An 18,948-nucleotide genomic window follows, 5' to 3' on the forward strand; every position below is an offset into this window, starting at 1 on the left:
TTGAATTGTTAATTTTTAGTTTTGTTTTTGTTTGTTTCAGGTTTTCTTTGTTTCACGTTCCAACAACTTGAAACTTGAAACAAAGAAAACCTGAAACAAAACTTTCTACTGTCCGTAATACGAATCTTTTCCGTGCTTGCGGTTGTAATGTTTCTTTATTAGGGAATCTTTTAATCTTGGTGCGTTCGGGTTTATTTGTAAAGTTAAATAGGCCATTTCAGCTACGACTTCTAAAACCTTGCTGTTATACACTGCTTTTGCTGCATTTTTTCCCCAGGCGAATGGACCATGATTTCCAATCAGAATCATTTCTACTTCTTCGTAAGAAAGATTTTTTTCTTTGAAGCAATCCAAAATCTGAATTCCGGTATTGTGTTCGTAGTTTCCTTCTATAAGCGAATCTGCCATTGGAGGCGCGCAAGGAATATCAGCAGTTAAATGGTCTGCGTGTGTTGTTCCGAAAATTGGAATATCCTGTTGCGACTGTGCCCAGGCAACCGAATAAGTCGCGTGTGTATGCGCAACACCACCAATATTTGGCCAGTTTTTATATAAGTAGGCATGTGTTTTTGTATCCGATGACGGACGCATGGTTCCTTCAATAATATTGTTATCAAAATCTACAATAACAATATCTTCCGGTTTTAAATCTTCGTATGGAACGCCGCTTGGTTTAATAGCAAAAACACCATTTTTTCTGTCCACCGCACTAACATTTCCAAAAGTGTATACTACCAAATTCAATGCATTTAACTGCATGTTGGCTTCGTAGCATTCTTGTTTTAAATCTTTATAAAGAGAACTCATGTTGAGATAATTTAATAGTTGGATCTTCAAAAGCACTTAACTGATCGTAAGCGATTAACAGTTTATTATACGCTGCTACTTTGTCTAATTGAGGGGAATATTCTCCGTCAAAATCGCTTCCTATTTTTTGGCTTGCTTCGATTACATTCGGATAAATTCCGGCTGCAACCGCTGCATAAATCGCTGCTCCTAAAGCCGGAGTCTGATCTGAAGCTGCAATTTTGATTGGCTTGTTTAAAACGTTAGCCAAAGTCTGCATGATGAAAGGTGATTTTCTGGCAACACCACCGATTCCGATAACGCTGTCAATTTTTACTCCTTCTTCTTCAAAACGATCTACAATTTTCTTCGCTCCAAAACAAATGGCGTTTACTAAAGATTTAAAAATATGTGGTGCTTTTGTTCCTAAAGATAAATTCGAAATCGCGCTTTTTAACTCCTGATTGGCGTCTGGAGTTCTTCTTCCGTTGATCCAGTCCAAAGCAATTGGAAGACTTTCAGAAACTGGAATTTTCTCTGCTTCTTTCGTTAATTCAACAATTAATTTATCGCTGAATTCTTCTCTTAATTGTTCTTTTTGAGCGTCATTTAAAACTGTTGAAGCAGTCAATAAATGTTCTGTTGGCCACATTAATAATTCTTTGTACCAGGCCAACAAATCTCCAAAAGCAGATTGTCCAGCTTCTAAACCAATAAAGCCCGGAATCACAGATCCATCCACTTGTCCGCAGATTCCGCGAACCGTTTTTGTTCCCACTTCATCATAAGAACCAACCAAAATATCACAGGTTGAAGTTCCCATAACGCGAACCAAAGTGTTTTCTCCAATTTTTGCTCCAACAGCTCCAGAGTGCGCATCGAATGTTCCAACAGCAATAACTGTGTCTGTTGAAAGTCCTAAACGGTCTGCCCATTCTTTGCTTAAATTTCCGGCAACTAAATCAGATGTATAGGTTTCATCATATAGATTTCCGCGAAGTTGTGCTAAATACGGATGTAATTTTTCTAAGAATTCAACTGGCGGAAGTCCGTTCCAGTCTGCATGCCACATTGCTTTGTGACCCGCTGCGCAACGGCTTCTTTTAAAAGTTTTTAAATCTTTATCTTCAATTAACAAATACGTCATTAGATCGCAGTGCTCCATCCAGGTATGCGCTGCATTTCGAACGGCTTCATCTTCTCTTGCAATGTGCAGAATTTTAGCCCAAAACCATTCTGATGAATAAATTCCACCTACATATTTTGTTACGTTTTCTCCGCCCCAGCTTACTGCCAATTCGTTGATTTCGTTTGCTTCGTTAATCGAAGTATGATCTTTCCACAATACCATCATCGCATTCGGATTTTCCTCAAAACCTTTTGTCAAAGCCAAAGGAATTCCCTCTTTTGTAACCGGTACTGGAGAAGAACCAGTTGTATCAATACAAATCCCTTTTATTAATGAAGGATCTACTTTACTTTCTTTTATAACGGTTTGAATTGTAATTTCCAATCCTTCTATATGATCCAAAGGATGCTGACGAAACTGATTTATAGATGCGTCACAATATTGTTTGTTTTTCCATCTTTTGTAATGAGAAACATTCGATGCCAGCTCCTGCCCATTTTCTGTGTCAATAAGCACCGCTCGAACAGAATCTGTTCCGTAGTCCAATCCTATTACGTAATTTTTCATTCTAATTTTAATTTTAAAATATTGACAAATATAATTATAAATAATTCATAAGTGTACAAAAAACACTTAATAAAATTAACGTCTTTAATTTTTACAAAAAATGCACCAAAGCAATGTTTTCAACCACAAACAAAAAATAAATGTCGGTTTTACATTTAATATGTTGCGATTATTTCATCTTAATTTTCAAAACAGTCACAGAGTACGCTGGAAAATCATATTGAACTTTGTTTCCATTTACTTTAAACTGACTTTCTTTTGGACTAATTTTAGTTGGAGCAGCAAATGAATTTTCATCATTTAATCCGTCTCCGTTCAAAGTAATCGCCGTTCCTTTTGAATCTAATTTGGCGCCTTTTAAATCAACGGAAACATTTTGAGATGCTGCAGAAGTGTTCACAATTTTCAGAATTACTTCTTTAGAATTCACATCTTTTACTGCAGATGCAAACAAATCGTTTTGACCTGTAACAGCTTTTCCGTCTTTTGTAATGTTGATTAAATCGGTTCCTTTATTGTTTGAAAATAACTTTTGCACATAATAATTTGGCGTTCCATACGATTGTAAATTGTTGAACCAAATCATATCCGGCGTCCATTGCCAGCCTTCAACATGCGCCAATAAAGGTGCGTAAGAAGTCAGGTGAACAACCTCAGCATTACGCTCCATTCCGGTCATGAAAGCCGCTTCAGAAAAAGCACATTCCCAATTGTTTTTATTATCAGGACTTGCAATTGCTACACTTTGTGCTGCATATTCTCCGGCAAAAATCTTTGGTCCTTTACGGTCGTAATTATCGTAACGGGTTGCATTTTTTCTAAACCATTCCGGGTTTTTATAGTAATGCTCGTCTACAATTTCTGCGTTTAGTTTTTTAAGTTCTTTCATACCATAATCAAAATAATCTCCGTCAGGAAATGGTCCGGTTCCTGAAACAATTGTAATATTTGGATATTTAGCTTTGATAGCTTTTTCGAAAACTTTAAAACGTTCAATATAATCTGGTCCCCATTGCTCGTTTCCAACTCCAATGAATTTTAAATTGAATGGTTTTGGATGTCCCATATCGGCTCTCACTTTTCCCCAAGCTGTCGTTTGATCGCCGTTTGCAAATTCAATTAAATCTAAAGCATCTTGTACATAAGGATCGATTTGATCCATTGGAACCAATTCTCCGGTGTTGAATTGACACGCCATTCCACAGCTTAAAATAGGAAGCGGAGAAGCTCCAATATCTTCTGAAAGTTGGAAATATTCAAAGAATCCTAAACCAAAACTCTGAAAATAGTCTGGAGCAGGACGATGTGCAAATTCCATGTTCCAACGGTTTACGGCAGTTTCTCTGTCTTCCACTTTTCCAACTGATTTTTTCCATTGGTAACGTTCTGCCAAAGTTCTTCCTTCTACAATACAGCCGCCTGGAAAACGTAAAAATCCTGGTTTCAAATCGTATAATAATTGTACTAAATCACTACGCATCCCATTTTTTCTTCCTTTCCAGGTATCTTCTGGAAACAACGAAATATTATCCAAATCGATAACTCCGTTTCCTTCAAAAGTAATTTTCAGTTTTGCCTTAGCTTCTGTTGCTGTAGACGTTAATTGAGCGGTATAATCTGTCCAGTCTTTTGATGTTGGAACAATCGAAGTTTCGCCTAAAACTTTATCGTCCTTATCTATAAATTGAAACTTGATCTTGGTAATGTTTCCTGATAATTTTGAAGCTTTTAAAGACAGATTGTATTTGAGGCCTTTCTTAATTCCCATTCCCCTAAAACCTTCATTGATCAATTGATAACCGCTTGCATCATTAAGAGTAACTCTGCAATAATTATGATTGGTTCCTTGGTTTGAATACTGAACTACAGTGGCAATTCCGGATTGCTGATTTAGTTTATGACGATCGCTGTTGGGTTCTTGCCAACCCATCATTGGAAAAAGAAATTCGAACGATCTGTTTTTAATCATTTCAGCATACAAACCTCCATCGGCTGCAAAATTGATGTCTTCGAAAAATACTCCGTACATAGTCGGCTGAATTTTGGTTACTGTTTGGGCAACATTAACCTGAAGATTATTTTTTTGTGCCGAAGCAAAAAGGCCGTTCAGCAATAAACCGCAAAGGGTAATTTTGGTAATTAAATTGGACTTCATTTTTTATTATATTTAATGTGTTTTTAGCACGCGGATGACGTGGGTTAAAACGGGTTTTTATTTTTATTTATTTAACTGTGGCTTAAATTTAAAACACATAGAAACATAGTTTTTTGGTGCTAAAAAGGCATTTCATTTATTTAAAAAAACATAGCTATGTGTGCAAATCTAGATTTGTTTTGTACTCTTTTTTATTAGTTTTAATTCTATAGTATCTATGTGTTTAAATTTTCTCACGCAGATTTCGGAGATCGAGCAGATTTTTTTGTAATCTTTTTAATCCTTTAATCTATGGCATTTTCTTGATTCTTTCTTCTTTCCTCTATTTTCTATATTCTATATTCTATGTTCTTTATTCTATTTATAATCCAACCAAACTTTCATTTTTCCAACGCCACGATTCGACCACGAATAATAAGGAATGGCTTTGAATTTTGAATTCTCAATTACATTTACGCCCTGCAATAAATTAGCTTCTTTTTTTACTTTGAAAGTATCTGAAGAACTTATATTGATTTTATCGAAATTGCTTTTGTTATCAATTTCTTCAACTGCGTAAACAATTGGACCGTATTCTAAAGAAACTTTGCTTTTATTGGTTGCAACTTTTGAATTGGTTTCAACTTCCTGAACTTCCATTGGGAAATTAAGAGCGATTTTATCTCCTTTTTTCCAATTTCTGGTTACGTTGAAATAACCATTTTCAGGCTGAATTGCCAATGTTTCCCCGTTTACGGTAATCGTTGGTTTTTGAGTTGCAGCTTTTCTATACGTATATAAATCTCCTGGCAAAACTTCATTTCTTGCCCAGCCCGGAACTCTAAGTTTAATTGTGAATTTACTCTCTTTTTTCGGATTTACAGAAATTCCAACTTTTCCGTTCCAAGGATAAGAAGTTTGCTGTGCAATCTGTAAATCGGTTTTTCCTAATGTAAAAGAAGCATCATTTGAAGCATACAAATTCACATATAAATCATTCTTTGTTTTGGAATAAATTAAACCGGGAATTGATGGGATAAAACGAATCAAATTAGTCGGACAGCAGGAACAATCAAACCAAGCCTGACGCGTACACGAACCTCTGTTCGATTTGTAAATGCCATCAGCTTCTAAGGCATTTGGATAAAAAAATTGTTTTCCGTCAAGCGAAATGCCCGAAATTAATCCGTTGTACATGGTTCTTTCGATAACATCAAAATATTGAGATTTCCCGTATAAACTGTGCAGTCTGTGGTTCCAATACACATCGCCAATTGCAGCGCAGGTTTCGTTGTAAGCGGTTAAATTAGGTAATTCATAATTATCTCCAAATGCTTCTCCGTCATGTCGCGAACCTATCCCGCCGGTGATGTACATTTTTTTATTGACCATGTTATCCCATAAATTATTTACGGCATTTTCATAGGCTTTGTCTTTTGTCAGTGCGACAATATCGGTCATTCCCGCATACATATAAACGGCACGAACAGCATGTCCTACTACTTCTTTTTGCTCTGTAACTGGTATATGATCCTGTGCATATTCTCCGTATAATTTGTGATTATTTGGATTCCCGCGATTGTCCAGATAATATTTGGCCAGTTTCAAATAATCTTTCTTTCCTGTAATTTGATACAATTTTAGTAATCCTGTTTCTACAATCTGATGTCCCGGAACTCCTTTTACCTGACCTGGATTATCTCCAAAAGTTCTTACCAGCATATCGGCTGCTTTTATGGCAATCTCTAGAAAATTGGTTTTTCCGGTTGCTTCATAATGCACGATTGCGGCTTCTATTAAATGTCCCGGATTATATAATTCATGACTAATCTGCAAAGATTCCCAACGTTTTCCTTCGATCACGGGAACCCAGGTTGCAGGTGGTTTTGCCGGATTTATCGTTCTCCAGGTTGTAATGTATCCGTCTGCTTCCTGACCTATTTTTACAATGGCAATCATCGAATCCAGAACCCTTTCCAGCTTGGGATTTGGAGCACTGATCAAAGTATTTGAGGCTCCTTCAATGATTTTATACACATCAGTGTCGTCAAAAGGCATATCGCCGCGAACTTTTCCTGTTTTTTGTTTTCCTGCAATTAAAAAGTTTTCAAAACGCCCTTCTTCATTGCATTTTTGAATCGCGTAAGCTATCGTAATTTCCTGTACTCTTTTGATAATGGGCAGCCAAAAAGAATCGGTAAGTTTTACGTTCTGAATATTGACCGGCTCAATTTCGTAACCCGCTTTTAAGACGGAAGTTTTATCGCTTTTTTGCACCACATTGTTTTTGTTTTCTTTACAAGAAATCAAAATTAAAAGTGATAAGAAAATTGTTATTATAGGAAAATTATATTTTTTCATTGTTGTTGTATTCTATTTTAAAACGGGCCATAAATCTGCATCCCAAAGCATTTCTTTAACTATTAATCTCGGCACTCCATTAGTTTTCTTTTCGTAAGCATGATAGAAAATGTAATCTTTCCCATCAAAGGTGTAAGCGCTGTTATGGCCTGCGCCAAAGTAATTTTCGTCGCCTTGCACTACTAAACTGCCCCCGCCTTCATTTAATGATTTTCCGTCTTTATCAACATAAGGTCCGGTTACATTTTTGGCTCTTCCAACCACAACTTTATAAGTGCTTTTTTCGCCGCGGCAGCATAAATCCCAGGAAAGAAATTGGTAGTAATAACCGTTTTTCTTGAAGATAAATGGAGCTTCTAATGCACCGTCTCCCGGATCTGAATCTGGTAATTCAAAAGTTCTTTTGCGCTTCGAAATCGTGTGCCATTCCTGAGGCTGTGCAATCGATTTTAAATCGGGATTTAGTTTCACCAATTTCAATCCTTCCCAAAAAGAACCAAAGGATAACCATGGCGTATTGTTTTCGTCAAAAATTAAATTCGGATCAATGGCATTCCACATATCGCGATTGGGTTGTGATTGAATCACGATTCCCTGATCGACCCATTTGTATTTTTTATCTTTTGGATCTAATGTTGTATTGGTCGCAACGCCAATTGCCGAAGTATTTTTGGCGAAAGCCGAAACGGAATAATAAAGATAATACGTATTGTTATGAAACGAAATATCCGGTGCCCAGATATGATTTTTAAAATCAGCAGCAACACCATCTGCCCAAACGGGTTTTTCTGCAAAAACGGGAGGCTGTTTGTCCCATTTTTTTAAATCTTTAGAACTAAAAACACTGATTCCGTTCCCTGTACAATACAAATAATAAGTGTCTTTTTGTTTGATGACAACCGGATCGTGCACTACAATATCCTGCGCAAATGAAACTGAAGCTATCAGCATCATAAGAACAGAAAGTGAATATTTTATGTTTTTGTAAAACTTCATAATTGGATATTTTTTTTCACCATATAAGTGATATAAGATAATTTAAGCTTTTGCTGAAAACTGTGACTTTCTACATCATATAAGCTAAAACTGAAAACCGAGACTGAGGCTGTAAACTATTTACTGAATACCCTCAGATGTCATGACCACTCGTTTCATCGTTCCGTCTTTGTTGTAATACAATTTATCGACACAAACAGATCTTCTGAAACTTCCTCCGTCTGGAATAGATGCTCCGTTGTGATATATAAAATACGACTGTCCTTTAAAATCTATTATCGCCTGATGGTTTGTATTACTATTTCCGGCGATTTCATTCAGAATTCCTTTGAACTCCCACGGACCTGTAATTGATTTACTCATGGCGTAGGCAATTTTCTCCGGAAACTCATACGCATAAGATAAATAATACCAGTCTTTATGTTTGTGAATCCAGGGGGCTTCTGTAAAATGCGGCAACTCTTTTATGTGATGAATCGGGCCATCTAATTCGATCATATTTTCTTTTAATTTGGCATAATGACAGGCTGTATTTCCCCAAAATAAATAGGCTTGTCCATCTGTATCGATATAAACTGTAGGATCGATATCGTCCCAGCTTATATCGGTAAATTTGGTCATGTCGTTTGTAATCAAAGCTTTTCCAAGCGCATCTTTAAAAGGTCCTGTTGGACTTTCAGAAACTGCAATTCCAATAGCTTTGCCGTGCACTGAGCCATGTTCGACGGTCACATACCAATAAAATTTTCCGTTTCTTTCAATTACCTGCGACGCCCATGCGTCACCTTTCGCCCATGTAAAATCACTAGCTTTTAAGGGCACCGGATGTGATTCCCATTTTTTCATATCCGAAGAAGAATATACTACCCATTCGTTCATTTTATAAAAATGAAAATCTTTAGGTGCTTCGTCATGACCTGCATATAAATACACTTTATCCTTGTAAACCAATGCTGCAGGATCTCCTGTATATTGATCTTTTATAATTGGGTTATTGAATTTTGCGGGGTCAATTTGAGTTTTACCAGACTGTGCCTGAACTATTGGACAGTTAGCTAATAAAACTAAAAGTGAAAGGCTTGTAATTATATTCTTCATTATGGTTTATTTACACATTATTTTTTTTCACGCAGATTTTTATTTTTTAAGTCATGATAAATAAGTCCCAACGGGACGTCATATTTATAGTGTTTTTTTGTTCTTTAGTAAAACCCCATCGGGGTGACATATTTGCAATCTTAAGAAAAACTTATATATCGCTCCGCTGGAGCTAATCGAAACAACCTATTATATTCGCTATAAATATTACGGTCCGCTGGAGCTTTTAATGCCCTAAACTACTTTCTTGAAATCTGGGCTATTGTTGGAACTTGGAATTTAAAAAAATTGGAATTTCCTAATTTATCTTTTTACCCCAAACCGGTAATCCCGTTGCTGTTAAACCTGAGTAACTCAAGGTTACTTTTCTGGTTGCTGATTCCCAATCCCAGGCATCGGTTACGTTGCATTTTACTCCGTTTACAGTCAAGATTTTTTTTGCACTATCATACGACCAGACACCTGTAACATCTCCGCTTACTTTTTTATCTGCGGTTAAGTAAACAGTAACTGATTTTTGAATGGTTTTGTATTGATAATTCATGGTTATTTGTTCCCATGTTCCAATAAAACTAGCATCAGAAATCGTTGTTGCCGGTACACCAGCATAACGTTCTGCTTCTACAACCGGCCAGCCATCTTCTGTCCATTGAATACCACGAACTTGTCCCATCATCACGGCATTCGAAACTGCAATTCCCGGAACTCCTTCAGGCAAACGTGCTTGTGATGCGTAATACCATTGTTTGGTTTCGGGGTTTTGAAAAATTCCGCAATGTGAAATTCCAACCCAGCCTGTATGATTTTTAAAAGAGTATGGATGCGTTAACATTGGATAACAATCGGCTCCGGATGTAATACTGGTTCCGCTAATGGTTTGATATGGTCCCATGATATTTTTTGAACGTGCTACACGTGTATTGTAAGCAACTGATAATTCATCATAAGCCAGAAATAAATAATAATATTGAGTATCCGGATTATAAATAATTTCTGGTCCTTCGAGTGCTTGCCAACGATTAGAGTTTACATTACCGCGTCCTGCAATTCGTACTCCGTAATCGTCGATTGTTTTTAATTTATCTGGTTTTCCTGTTGCCGGATTCAGTTTTAAAGCTGCGATTCCGGAATGCCATGAACCGTAAATTAAATACTGATCTCCTTCTGGAGTCTGAATAAAACTTGGATCGATCGCATTGAATTTAAAATAAGCATCCCAATCGTTTCCTCCGTTTCGAACGTAACTTTTTACGCCATCAGGTTCAGAGCAAACGACCATTCCTTTATCTACCCAATTGTTAGACGCTAAATCAGTTGTTTCGGCTAAGCCAATGAAAGCGCGTTCTGTCCAGGAAGTGTTCGTGTCTGTCCCTACAATAGGATTCGTCACTACTATGCTGTAATACATTCTGTAAATATTGCCTACTTTTCGAACGCAAGGTGCCCAATATCCATAATTAGGATTTGTAATGGGCGGCAATGCCGGAGACATTCTTGCTCTTTTATTGTTTAACGAATCTTTTACCCAGGCCGGGGCTTCGGTCATTGACGATCCCATAAATTCCCAGTTGATTAAATCTTTCGATCTTCTGTAAAAAAAATGTCCGTGACCATCCGTTGCATTCCCGTAAGAAGCATCTGTTTGGTACATATAATAGTAATCACCCGATTTTTCTACAGATGGATCGTGAACGTTGGCTAAGTTCCATTGTGCTCTGCTTCCCCAACCTGATAACGAGGTGTAATTATCAGCATAAGTTGGCCCGGGAAAAGCCGGCGTCACTACGGGCGGATCAACCACAACAGGCGGATCAGGATTTTCATTTGTTGCAGGATCATCTTTTGAACAGCTCACTGCAGCAAAAACAAATAAAAGCAGCCCTAAATACGAGGCTGTTTTTATTATGTATTTTGATTTTTTCATCTTTTAGCTTGTTATTTTCCTTCTAACACTACTACTGAGAAAGGAGGAATTGTGATTTCTAATTTTCCTTTTTTATTTTCGAAACCTTTAAAAACTGTTGGTACAATTTTGTTTGGAGTATCGAATGAATTATAATCCTGTAACTTAGCTGATGTTATAATAGTTCCTGTAAAATTTTTCACGCCCAGATTATTCACATCTATTTCTATTTTATTTTTATTCTTAGCATCTACATTTACTAAAGAAATATGAACCAATCCGCTTTTGTCTTTTGATGCCGATGCAGAAACTGCCGGAAGTGATTCTCCGTTGAACGTGTATAATGGTGATTGAAAATTGACTGGCAATAATTTAGCATCCTGATGAACGCTGTACAATTTCATAACATGGTACGTTGGCGTTGTAATCATTTTTGCTTTATCAGTAAGGATTACCGCTTGCAAAACGTTTACACATTGTGCTAAGTTTGCCATACGAACCCTGTCTGCATGATTGTTGAAGATGTTAAGAGTTGCTCCGGCCAAAACCGCATCTCTCATTGTATTTTGCTGGTATAAAAATCCAGGATTTGATCCTTTTTCTACTTCGTACCAGGCTCCCCATTCGTCTACAATCATGGCTACTTTTTTCTCCGGATCGTATTTGTCCATTATCGCAGCATGTTTGGTCACCAATTCTTCCATTTTTAAAGCAGATTGCATGGTATGGAAATAGCCGTCTTCTGTAAAATTTACTCCATCGCCTTTTTTAGCCCAATCGATAACGGCATAATGATGTACTCCTACTCCGCCCAACATATTGATCGGAATGTTTTTCATTAAAACTTCTGTCCAGTTATAATCGGCGCTGTTTGATCCTGATGCAATTCTGGTAATTCCGCCCGTGTTTTCCCAATCTGACATGAAAGTGGCGTATTTGCGGTATTCATTAGCATAATATTCTGCTGTCATATTTCCTCCACAACCCCAGGCTTCATTTCCAATTCCCCAAAATTTTACTTTCCAAGGTTCTGTTCTTCCGTTTTTTTTACGCAAATCACTCATCGGACTTTTGCCGCTGAAGTTGGTGTATTGAACCCAATCAGACAATTCCTGAACGGTTCCGCTTCCAACGTTTCCTGACAAATAAGGCTCTGCTCCCAGCAATTCGCACATATTAAGGAAATCGTGTGTCCCGAAACTATTATCTTCAGTCACGCCACCCCACCATTTGTTTACAATAGTTGGTCTCTCTTGTTGTGGTCCTATTCCGTCTTTCCAGTGGTACGTATCAGCAAAACATCCGCCTGGCCATCTTAAATTTGGAATTTTTAATTCTTTTAAAGCTTTAACAATGTCATTTCTAACTCCTTTTGTATTTGGAATTTTTGATGTGTCGCCCACAAAAAAACCTCCATAAATAGAGCGTCCTAAATGTTCTGCAAAATGCCCGTAAATGTTTTTGTCGATTGTAGGTGCATCTGCATTGTTTTTTATAGTAACAACTGTAGTTTGATTTTGAGCAAAATTAACCTGACTGAAAAGGGTAAAAAGAAATGTGCTTAAAAGTATTTTTTTCATAATGTGTTTTTATAAGTTATAAAGAGGAAAGCTTGATGAAACTTTCCTCTAAATAGTATTTTTAATAAGAAAGTGATGGCCATCCTGATGACCATGTAAAATATACAATTTCGAGTTTTGGATTTCCACTGTCCGCTCCATCATAATAATGAACTGATCCTTTTTGAGTTCCAACAATTCTGGATAAATGACCTGGCCCGATATAATTTCCTTGAGTTGCTAAAACTGTTGTTCCGCCGCCATTTTTTAAATTGACTCCGTTTTTATCAACATATGGCCCAAACGGACTTGTTGAGCGACCTACTACAATATAGTACGTACTGTTTACGCCGTTACAGCAGCTACCCCGGTTTACGAACATATAGTAATAACTCCCTTCTTTTATTAAACAAGGCGCTTCCCAACTTGCACTGTTTCCGCCGGCAACAATTGTTTTGCTTCCTGTCGTTTTTCCTGTTGAAGGATTAATCTGGATGACTCCAATTCCGGCATGCCAGGAACCATACGCCATATAAACATTGCTTCCGTCTACTAAAATTGAAGGATCAATTGCATTCACATCTGAAGATGATGAGGATGAAACCACAACACCTCTATCTGTCCAGGTTGTTCCTGCCGAAGCACTTATTGCGGGAGCAGTTACCAACCCTATCGCTGATGTTGCAGCACCAAAAGTGGAGCATGAATAATACATATTCCATCGGTTATTGAACCAGGCAACATCTGGTGCCCAAAATGTTTTTACAAAACCGGGTACATATCCTGTGATCCAATTTGGAGTCGAAGTAAATACTGATGCTCCCCAAGTCCAACTTGCTAAATTTGTTGAATACGTCATGGGTATATTATCTCCTGTTGTAAATACATAATAGTTTACGCCACTTTTTACAATGGTACTTGGATCGTGTGACGGAACTGTTCCTGTAACGGTTTTGGCTGTTATATTTTTTACTTGAGAATTCTGAGTGTCTACAACCGCTGCTGCATCCTCATTTGAAGAATTTATAAGATCTTCATTTTGGCAACTTGCTAATAATACTGCTAATAAAACTAAACTTGTAATTGTTTTCATTGGTTATAATTTTAGTTAAGGTGTAATTATTATATCTCTGCAATCTCAATTTTTGTTTTTAAGATAATATCATGTAAAGATTTTTAGGCCCTTACATGATATTAAGTATTCTAACTAATTCAAAATAAATTCTTTTTTTAGTCTCAGTTCGCAGTCTCAGTTTTCAGTTTAAACTGAGACTGCGACTGAAAACTTAAAACTTAATAACTGTCATTCTGTTTTGTTCCCGGATTATTATCCATTTCTAATTGCGGAATTGGATAAAATTCTCTTCCTGCTGTGTACGAATTAAACTCAGCGTCTCTTGATTTTAACCATGCTAGTTTTGTTGCATCCTGCAACCATCCCCAACGACGAATGTCATCAAAACGGTGTCCTTCAAGAGGAAACTCCAGGAATCTTTCGTGACCTATTTGTTCTCTCATTTGAGCTTGCGACATATTTGGTTTTACTGTTGCTAAATCCGGAAGACCCACTCTGTTTCTTACCATCTGAATATATCCATATGCTCCGGGAGTATCACCTGTTTCGTTTAAGGTCTCGGCATACATCAAAAGAATATCTGCATATCTTAATAAACGCTCATTGATACCGGAACGCCAGTCCATTTCGTTTGCAAATTCTCCATCAGAATTTTGGTATTTTTTACAAAATATATCATTTAAGTCTGCTTGTACGGTATTTTTAGGATCCGGATCAAAGTAAAATGTGTAAAAATCTTTTCCGTACAATTTCATTCCGCCTGGTTTGTTATAAAATATAGTGGCATCTAAACGAGGATCAAGTTCTCCTGTTTTTGTTTTCTCATCGTGAAATTCATTAAATAATGCCCATGAAGGCTGCACATCTGTAAAACCAAAACCTCTTGGTGCATAAGTAATAGCACGAGCTGAAGTTTTTCCCCAACCCGAAGCCGGAGCTCCGCCCCAACCTAGATCAACACCGCCAGCATCTCTGCTAAATTGTACTTCGAAAAGTGATTCAGAATTGTTTTCGTTTGCAGTTGTAAAGTTATCGCGATAGTTTGCTACTAACGAATATACTCCTAAATCGATAACTTGTCTGAAAGCCGTTTTAGCATTCGCAAAATCTTTATTAAATAAATAAGCTTTTCCTAAATATCCTAAGGCAGCACCTTTTGTAGCACGTCCTTTTTGACCTCCGTCTATTCCTGAAATATTATCATAAGAAACCGGTAATAAATCGGCAGCAGCCTGAAAGTCGGCAATAACCTGAGCCCAGCCTTCTGCTTCTGTTTTTTGCGGATAATATACTGCCAGTTCTGTTGGTACAGGTACATTTTTGAACAAATTCACAGCATGAAATAAAAATAATCCTCTCAAAAAATAAGCTTGTCCTAAAATTCTGTTTTTAAGAGCCTGATCCTGAAAACCTATTTCCGGAACATGCGTTAAAACCTGATTGGCACGATAAATTCCCTGATAATAGGTTTCAAAGGCCCATCCGTAAATGGATGCATCGGCAACATTAGAGTTAAAGTGGCCTGCATTGTACATTGAACCCCAAGGGCTATTGGTACGGGCATCATCTGATCTGGCATCTAATAATAATGGTGTACTTCTCATGTACGTCCCGTCTGTTAATAAACTTCCGTAAGCAGCATTTACACCTTCAATGGCGTCCTGATCTGTTTTCCAAAATGAATCTACTGCATTATTATTTGGGTCAATTTGGGTCAAATCTTCATTTTCAACACAGCTTGTTGTTACAACAGCCAGTGAAAAGAAAATCGCTATATAGTTATATATTTTATATTTCATTTTAATACGTTTTTAATTGGTTAAACCGGTTTAGAAATTTACCTCTACTCCTAAAGAAATAGTTCTTGGATTTGGGAAAGATCCTGCATCATATCCTCTTGAAAGCAATCCGTCGCTAGTAAAATCAGCGTCATATCCTGTATATTTGGTAATAGTCCATAAGTTCTGACCATTAACATATACTCTTGCTTTTTGGATAAATTTGTCTTTCAACGGAATATTGAAACCCAACTCCATTGTTTGCAATCTAACATAATCACCACTTTGAATGAATCTGTTAGAATCTCTGTTATTTCCATTTGGATCACCAATTACCGGTGCCGGAACATTCGTATTTGTATTAGTTGTTGTCCAATAATTCAATTCATCTGTACTATGGTTTCCGTATTGTCCTGTCATTAAGTTACGGTACATTGCATTGAAAACTTTGTTACCTCCGCTACCTTGCCAGAACATCGAGAAATCGAAATTTTCATAAGATGCGCTAAAATTCAATCCAAAACCATATTTAGGAATCGATACTCCCTGAAAAGTTCTGTCAGCATCTGTAATGATTCCGTCGCCATTTACATCTCTAAATTTCACATCTCCGGGAGCTGCACCTGTTTGTGTTGGTGAAGCAGCAACTTCGGCTGCATTTTGAAAAATACCAACAGCTTCCCAAGCATAAATTTCTCCCACCGATCTTCCTACTTCTGTTTTTGATACGGCTCCGTAAAGAGGATTTCCGTTTACTCCAATTTTGGTTACTTCATTTTTTAAAGTTCCAAAATTGGCTGAGATATCGTATTTAAATTTACGATGATGATTACTGTATGATGCTGCAAACTCAAAACCTTTATTTTGCATGTCTCCCGCATTAGTAAAAATACTCGCCGGGAAAGCACCATTAGAATAAGGTAAAGGAACATTCACCAACATGTCTGTAACTTTTTTTATAAAATACTCTCCTGTAAATTGTAAGTCATTATCAAAAAATCCTAATTCTAATGCAATGTTTTTACTGGTTGTTTTTTCCCAGTGTACATTAGGGTCAAGTGCTGCAACCACAGTTGTTCCGGGAGCAAGCTCGTTGTTGAAATCATAACCTGCAAAATTGTTTACTGTTGAAGCAAAGAAGTATTGCGGAATTGTATTATTTCCTATTGTACCATAACCTCCTCTAAGTTTAATATTGCTCACCCATGTTGGTAAATGCAAAAACTTTTCGTTACTAATTTTCCAGCCTCCTGAAAAAGAGTAGAAGTTTGCAGAATTATTGATCTCGCTAAAAAGAGATGTCTTGTCTTGTCTGAAATTAGCCTGTAACAAATACCTGTCATCATAAGAATAATTTAATCTGCTGATGTATGATATTCCTGTAATGGTAAATTTATATTCACTCGCATTTCTTGCATCTGCAAACTGAAGCATTGGAATTTCTCCCGGAGTATAACCAACACCTCTTGAATTATATCTGTGATAGTCTCTTTTTTCCTGAATCAATCCCGCAAGAGCATCAATTTTGTGTTTTCCTAGTGTAATTTCGTAAGTCAATAAATTATTCCAGAACGTTCTTAGCTCATTACCCGTTTCTGTATCTAAAGAAGCTTCATCATTTGTCGTAATGTAATACCATCCTAAATCACTTGGCGGTATAAATTTTCTGTTTTCCCAATCTGTTCTGTCATAACTTACATCCAATTTGTATTTAAGACCTTTAACAATTTCAATTTCTCCCCAGATATCGCCAATAAAACGGTTTCTTTTACCATTATTAGTGATCAGATTATTATATCCAATAGGGTTCATTGAGATTGCTCTTTGCGTTAAGTTATCTGTTCCTCCGTAGCCACCTAATCTGTTGGCATCGTAAACAGGCATTGTTGGTACAGCACCTAACATATCACTGATAAAGGTTTGTCCTGCGTTATATTCGTTAAAAATTTCCTTATCCGATTGTGTGTAGGCAATTTTTGCCCCGTATTTGAATTTTCCTTTTTTACCACTTAAATTCAAATTCGTTGACAGCCTTTCATAATCTTGCGGCGTTTTTAAGTAGCTAGTGTTTTTGAAATAATCAACATTAAAGCTGTACGCAATATTTTCTGCTCCTCCTGAAAATGTAAGTGCCTGATTTTGTATCACACCCGTTTTCATGGATTCTTTTTGCCAGTCTGTATCAACATTTGAAATGTATGATGAACTTGCCGGATTATTTCCCGGAGCAATATTTACAGGAACTCCTGCTCTAATATCTCTGTTTCTTTCGGCTTCACTGGTAATTTGTTGGTAACCCAAACGATCTGTTACATCCCATCTTTTAGAAACATTCTGAAGTCCTACAATAGATTTGAATTTAACGTCTGTTTTACCTGCTTTACCTTTTTTAGTTGTAATAATCACTACTCCATTTGCTCCACGAACACCATAAATAGCTGCCGATGATGCATCTTTAAGCACCTGCATTGATTCAATTTCTCCCGGTGCAAAATCATTTGGAGCATCGACCATAATACCATCAATAACAAAAAGAGGATTGTTGTTTGTGAATGAAGTTATCCCTCTAATTTTTACATTTACAAAACCACCCGGCTCGCCTGATGATTGTACCGTTACTCCCGGAACCTGTCCCTGAAGCATTTTTGCAGCATCGTAAGTCATCGTTTTTTTGGCCGATTCCATATTTACAACACTTACAGATCCTGTTAAGTCCGATTTCTTTTGTGTTCCGTACCCAATTACGACTACTTCGTTTAATTTGTTGGTGTCTTCAACCAATGCAGTATTTACTTTAGATTGGTTTCCTACTGTTAATTCCTGATTTTGAAATCCTATAAATGAAAAAACTAAAACATCATTTGGAGATGCTTTAATCGAGAATTCTCCATCAAAACCTGTTGTTGCTACGGTTTTGGTTCCTTTTATCAAAATATTTACTCCCGGCAAAGGCAGTTTGTCCTGCGCCGAAGTAACAATTCCGGTAATCACTTTGCCTTGAGCCGACATTTGATTAACGGAAAATAATAGCATAAGTAATGCTAAAAGCCATTCTTTTTTTGGCAATAAAAAATTGCAGTAAAAAAGTAATTTTTGGTTTGTTATCATACTGGTTAGTTTAAGTTGGTTAGTGTGTAATTATAAGTGTTAATTTTACATTTGTAAATTTAACTAAAAAAAAACCTCAAAAACAAATTAATATGGCAAAAAAAAGACGTAAAAAAAATACATATCACAAATTAAGTGTGAAATCAACATTTAAAAATTGATATTATTTCAAAAAAAGAGCGTTTTTGAACTGTAATTTGTGTAAAATCAACACTTTTTATAAAAAAGCAACTTTTTACTCAAAAAAAGGAGTTACCGCAAAATTTTATAAATGAGTTATTTAATAGCTATTTAAAGCATAAAATTTTGTTATTTTTGTAAATAAAATCCTGTTTAGGTTCTTTTAAATTTGGACAACGAGTTCAATTTTCAGGAAAATATGATCTTTTTGGCTTCGAAAACGATTGAAAAAGATAAATTGTAATCTAAATTTGACCTTAAAAACTTATTAGTA

11 protein-coding genes are annotated in these 18,948 nt (G+C 36.6%); all 11 read right to left on the reverse strand.

The genetic code is table 11. The features are described 5' to 3' along the window. Window positions 1-105 precede the first annotated feature (105 nt). The gene (locus FLP_RS22245; protein WP_065451685.1) at window positions 106-807 is read right to left on the reverse strand and encodes an L-ribulose-5-phosphate 4-epimerase; all 702 of its coding nucleotides are present in this window, start codon (window positions 805-807) and stop codon (window positions 106-108) included. Continuing rightward, a complete protein-coding gene (locus tag FLP_RS22250; protein ID WP_065451686.1) occupies window positions 791-2,482 on the reverse strand; it encodes a ribulokinase in 1,692 nt (563 codons plus the stop codon). Before FLP_RS22250 ends, FLP_RS22245 begins: the two co-directional genes overlap by 17 nt. A gap of 169 nt (window positions 2,483-2,651) precedes the next feature. Next, window positions 2,652-4,637: an alpha-L-arabinofuranosidase C-terminal domain-containing protein gene (locus tag FLP_RS22255; RefSeq protein ID WP_065451687.1), complete on the reverse strand. Its 1,986-nt coding sequence runs from the start codon at window positions 4,635-4,637 to the stop codon at window positions 2,652-2,654. A 357-nt stretch (window positions 4,638-4,994) separates the two neighbouring features. Then, window positions 4,995-6,977 (reverse strand): glycoside hydrolase family 127 protein, encoded by a 1,983-nt coding sequence (locus tag FLP_RS22260; RefSeq protein WP_065451688.1) that lies wholly within the window; start codon window positions 6,975-6,977, stop codon window positions 4,995-4,997. A gap of 12 nt (window positions 6,978-6,989) precedes the next feature. Then, window positions 6,990-7,973 (reverse strand): arabinan endo-1,5-alpha-L-arabinosidase, encoded by a 984-nt coding sequence (locus FLP_RS22265; RefSeq protein WP_065451689.1) that lies wholly within the window; start codon window positions 7,971-7,973, stop codon window positions 6,990-6,992. 120 nt (window positions 7,974-8,093) lie between these two features. Continuing rightward, window positions 8,094-9,071 (reverse strand): glycoside hydrolase family 43 protein, encoded by a 978-nt coding sequence (locus FLP_RS22270; RefSeq protein WP_065451690.1) that lies wholly within the window; start codon window positions 9,069-9,071, stop codon window positions 8,094-8,096. Window positions 9,072-9,369: 298 nt separating this feature from the next. Further along, window positions 9,370-10,995 carry an arabinan endo-1,5-alpha-L-arabinosidase gene (locus tag FLP_RS22275; protein ID WP_065451691.1) on the reverse strand — a complete coding sequence of 542 codons (1,626 nt, stop codon included), beginning with the start codon at window positions 10,993-10,995 and terminating at the stop codon, window positions 9,370-9,372. 11 nt (window positions 10,996-11,006) lie between these two features. Beyond that, the gene (locus FLP_RS22280) at window positions 11,007-12,554 is read right to left on the reverse strand and encodes an alpha-N-arabinofuranosidase (RefSeq protein WP_065451692.1); all 1,548 of its coding nucleotides are present in this window, start codon (window positions 12,552-12,554) and stop codon (window positions 11,007-11,009) included. A 61-nt stretch (window positions 12,555-12,615) separates the two neighbouring features. Next, on the reverse strand, window positions 12,616-13,626 hold the full coding sequence (locus FLP_RS22285; RefSeq protein ID WP_083195929.1) for an arabinan endo-1,5-alpha-L-arabinosidase: 1,011 nt from the start codon (window positions 13,624-13,626) through the stop codon (window positions 12,616-12,618). Window positions 13,627-13,826: 200 nt separating this feature from the next. Further along, on the reverse strand, window positions 13,827-15,407 hold the full coding sequence (locus tag FLP_RS22290) for a RagB/SusD family nutrient uptake outer membrane protein (protein WP_065451693.1): 1,581 nt from the start codon (window positions 15,405-15,407) through the stop codon (window positions 13,827-13,829). Between the two features lie 30 nt (window positions 15,408-15,437). Next, complete coding sequence (locus FLP_RS22295; protein ID WP_065451694.1) at window positions 15,438-18,494, reverse strand: SusC/RagA family TonB-linked outer membrane protein; 3,057 nt, start codon at window positions 18,492-18,494, stop codon at window positions 15,438-15,440. Window positions 18,495-18,948: the final 454 nt, after the last annotated feature.

This window comes from Flavobacterium piscis (assembly GCF_001686925.1).
GTDB classification, from domain to species: domain Bacteria; phylum Bacteroidota; class Bacteroidia; order Flavobacteriales; family Flavobacteriaceae; genus Flavobacterium; species Flavobacterium piscis.

Excerpts from the sequence above, each read along its gene's own strand:
- FLP_RS22285 (WP_083195929.1), bottom strand. The coding sequence starts at position 13,626 with ATGAAAACAATTACAAGTTTAGTTTTATTAGCAGTATTATTAGCAAGT.
- FLP_RS22275 (WP_065451691.1), bottom strand. The coding sequence starts at position 10,995 with ATGAAAAAATCAAAATACATAATAAAAACAGCCTCGTATTTAGGGCTG.
- FLP_RS22265 (WP_065451689.1), bottom strand. The coding sequence starts at position 7,973 with ATGAAGTTTTACAAAAACATAAAATATTCACTTTCTGTTCTTATGATG.
- FLP_RS22250 (WP_065451686.1), bottom strand. The coding sequence starts at position 2,482 with ATGAAAAATTACGTAATAGGATTGGACTACGGAACAGATTCTGTTCGA.
- FLP_RS22260 (WP_065451688.1), bottom strand. The coding sequence starts at position 6,977 with ATGAAAAAATATAATTTTCCTATAATAACAATTTTCTTATCACTTTTA.
- FLP_RS22295 (WP_065451694.1), bottom strand. The coding sequence starts at position 18,494 with ATGATAACAAACCAAAAATTACTTTTTTACTGCAATTTTTTATTGCCA.
- FLP_RS22270 (WP_065451690.1), bottom strand. The coding sequence starts at position 9,071 with ATGAAGAATATAATTACAAGCCTTTCACTTTTAGTTTTATTAGCTAAC.
- FLP_RS22290 (WP_065451693.1), bottom strand. The coding sequence starts at position 15,407 with ATGAAATATAAAATATATAACTATATAGCGATTTTCTTTTCACTGGCT.
- FLP_RS22280 (WP_065451692.1), bottom strand. The coding sequence starts at position 12,554 with ATGAAAAAAATACTTTTAAGCACATTTCTTTTTACCCTTTTCAGTCAG.
- FLP_RS22245 (WP_065451685.1), bottom strand. The coding sequence starts at position 807 with ATGAGTTCTCTTTATAAAGATTTAAAACAAGAATGCTACGAAGCCAAC.
- FLP_RS22255 (WP_065451687.1), bottom strand. The coding sequence starts at position 4,637 with ATGAAGTCCAATTTAATTACCAAAATTACCCTTTGCGGTTTATTGCTG.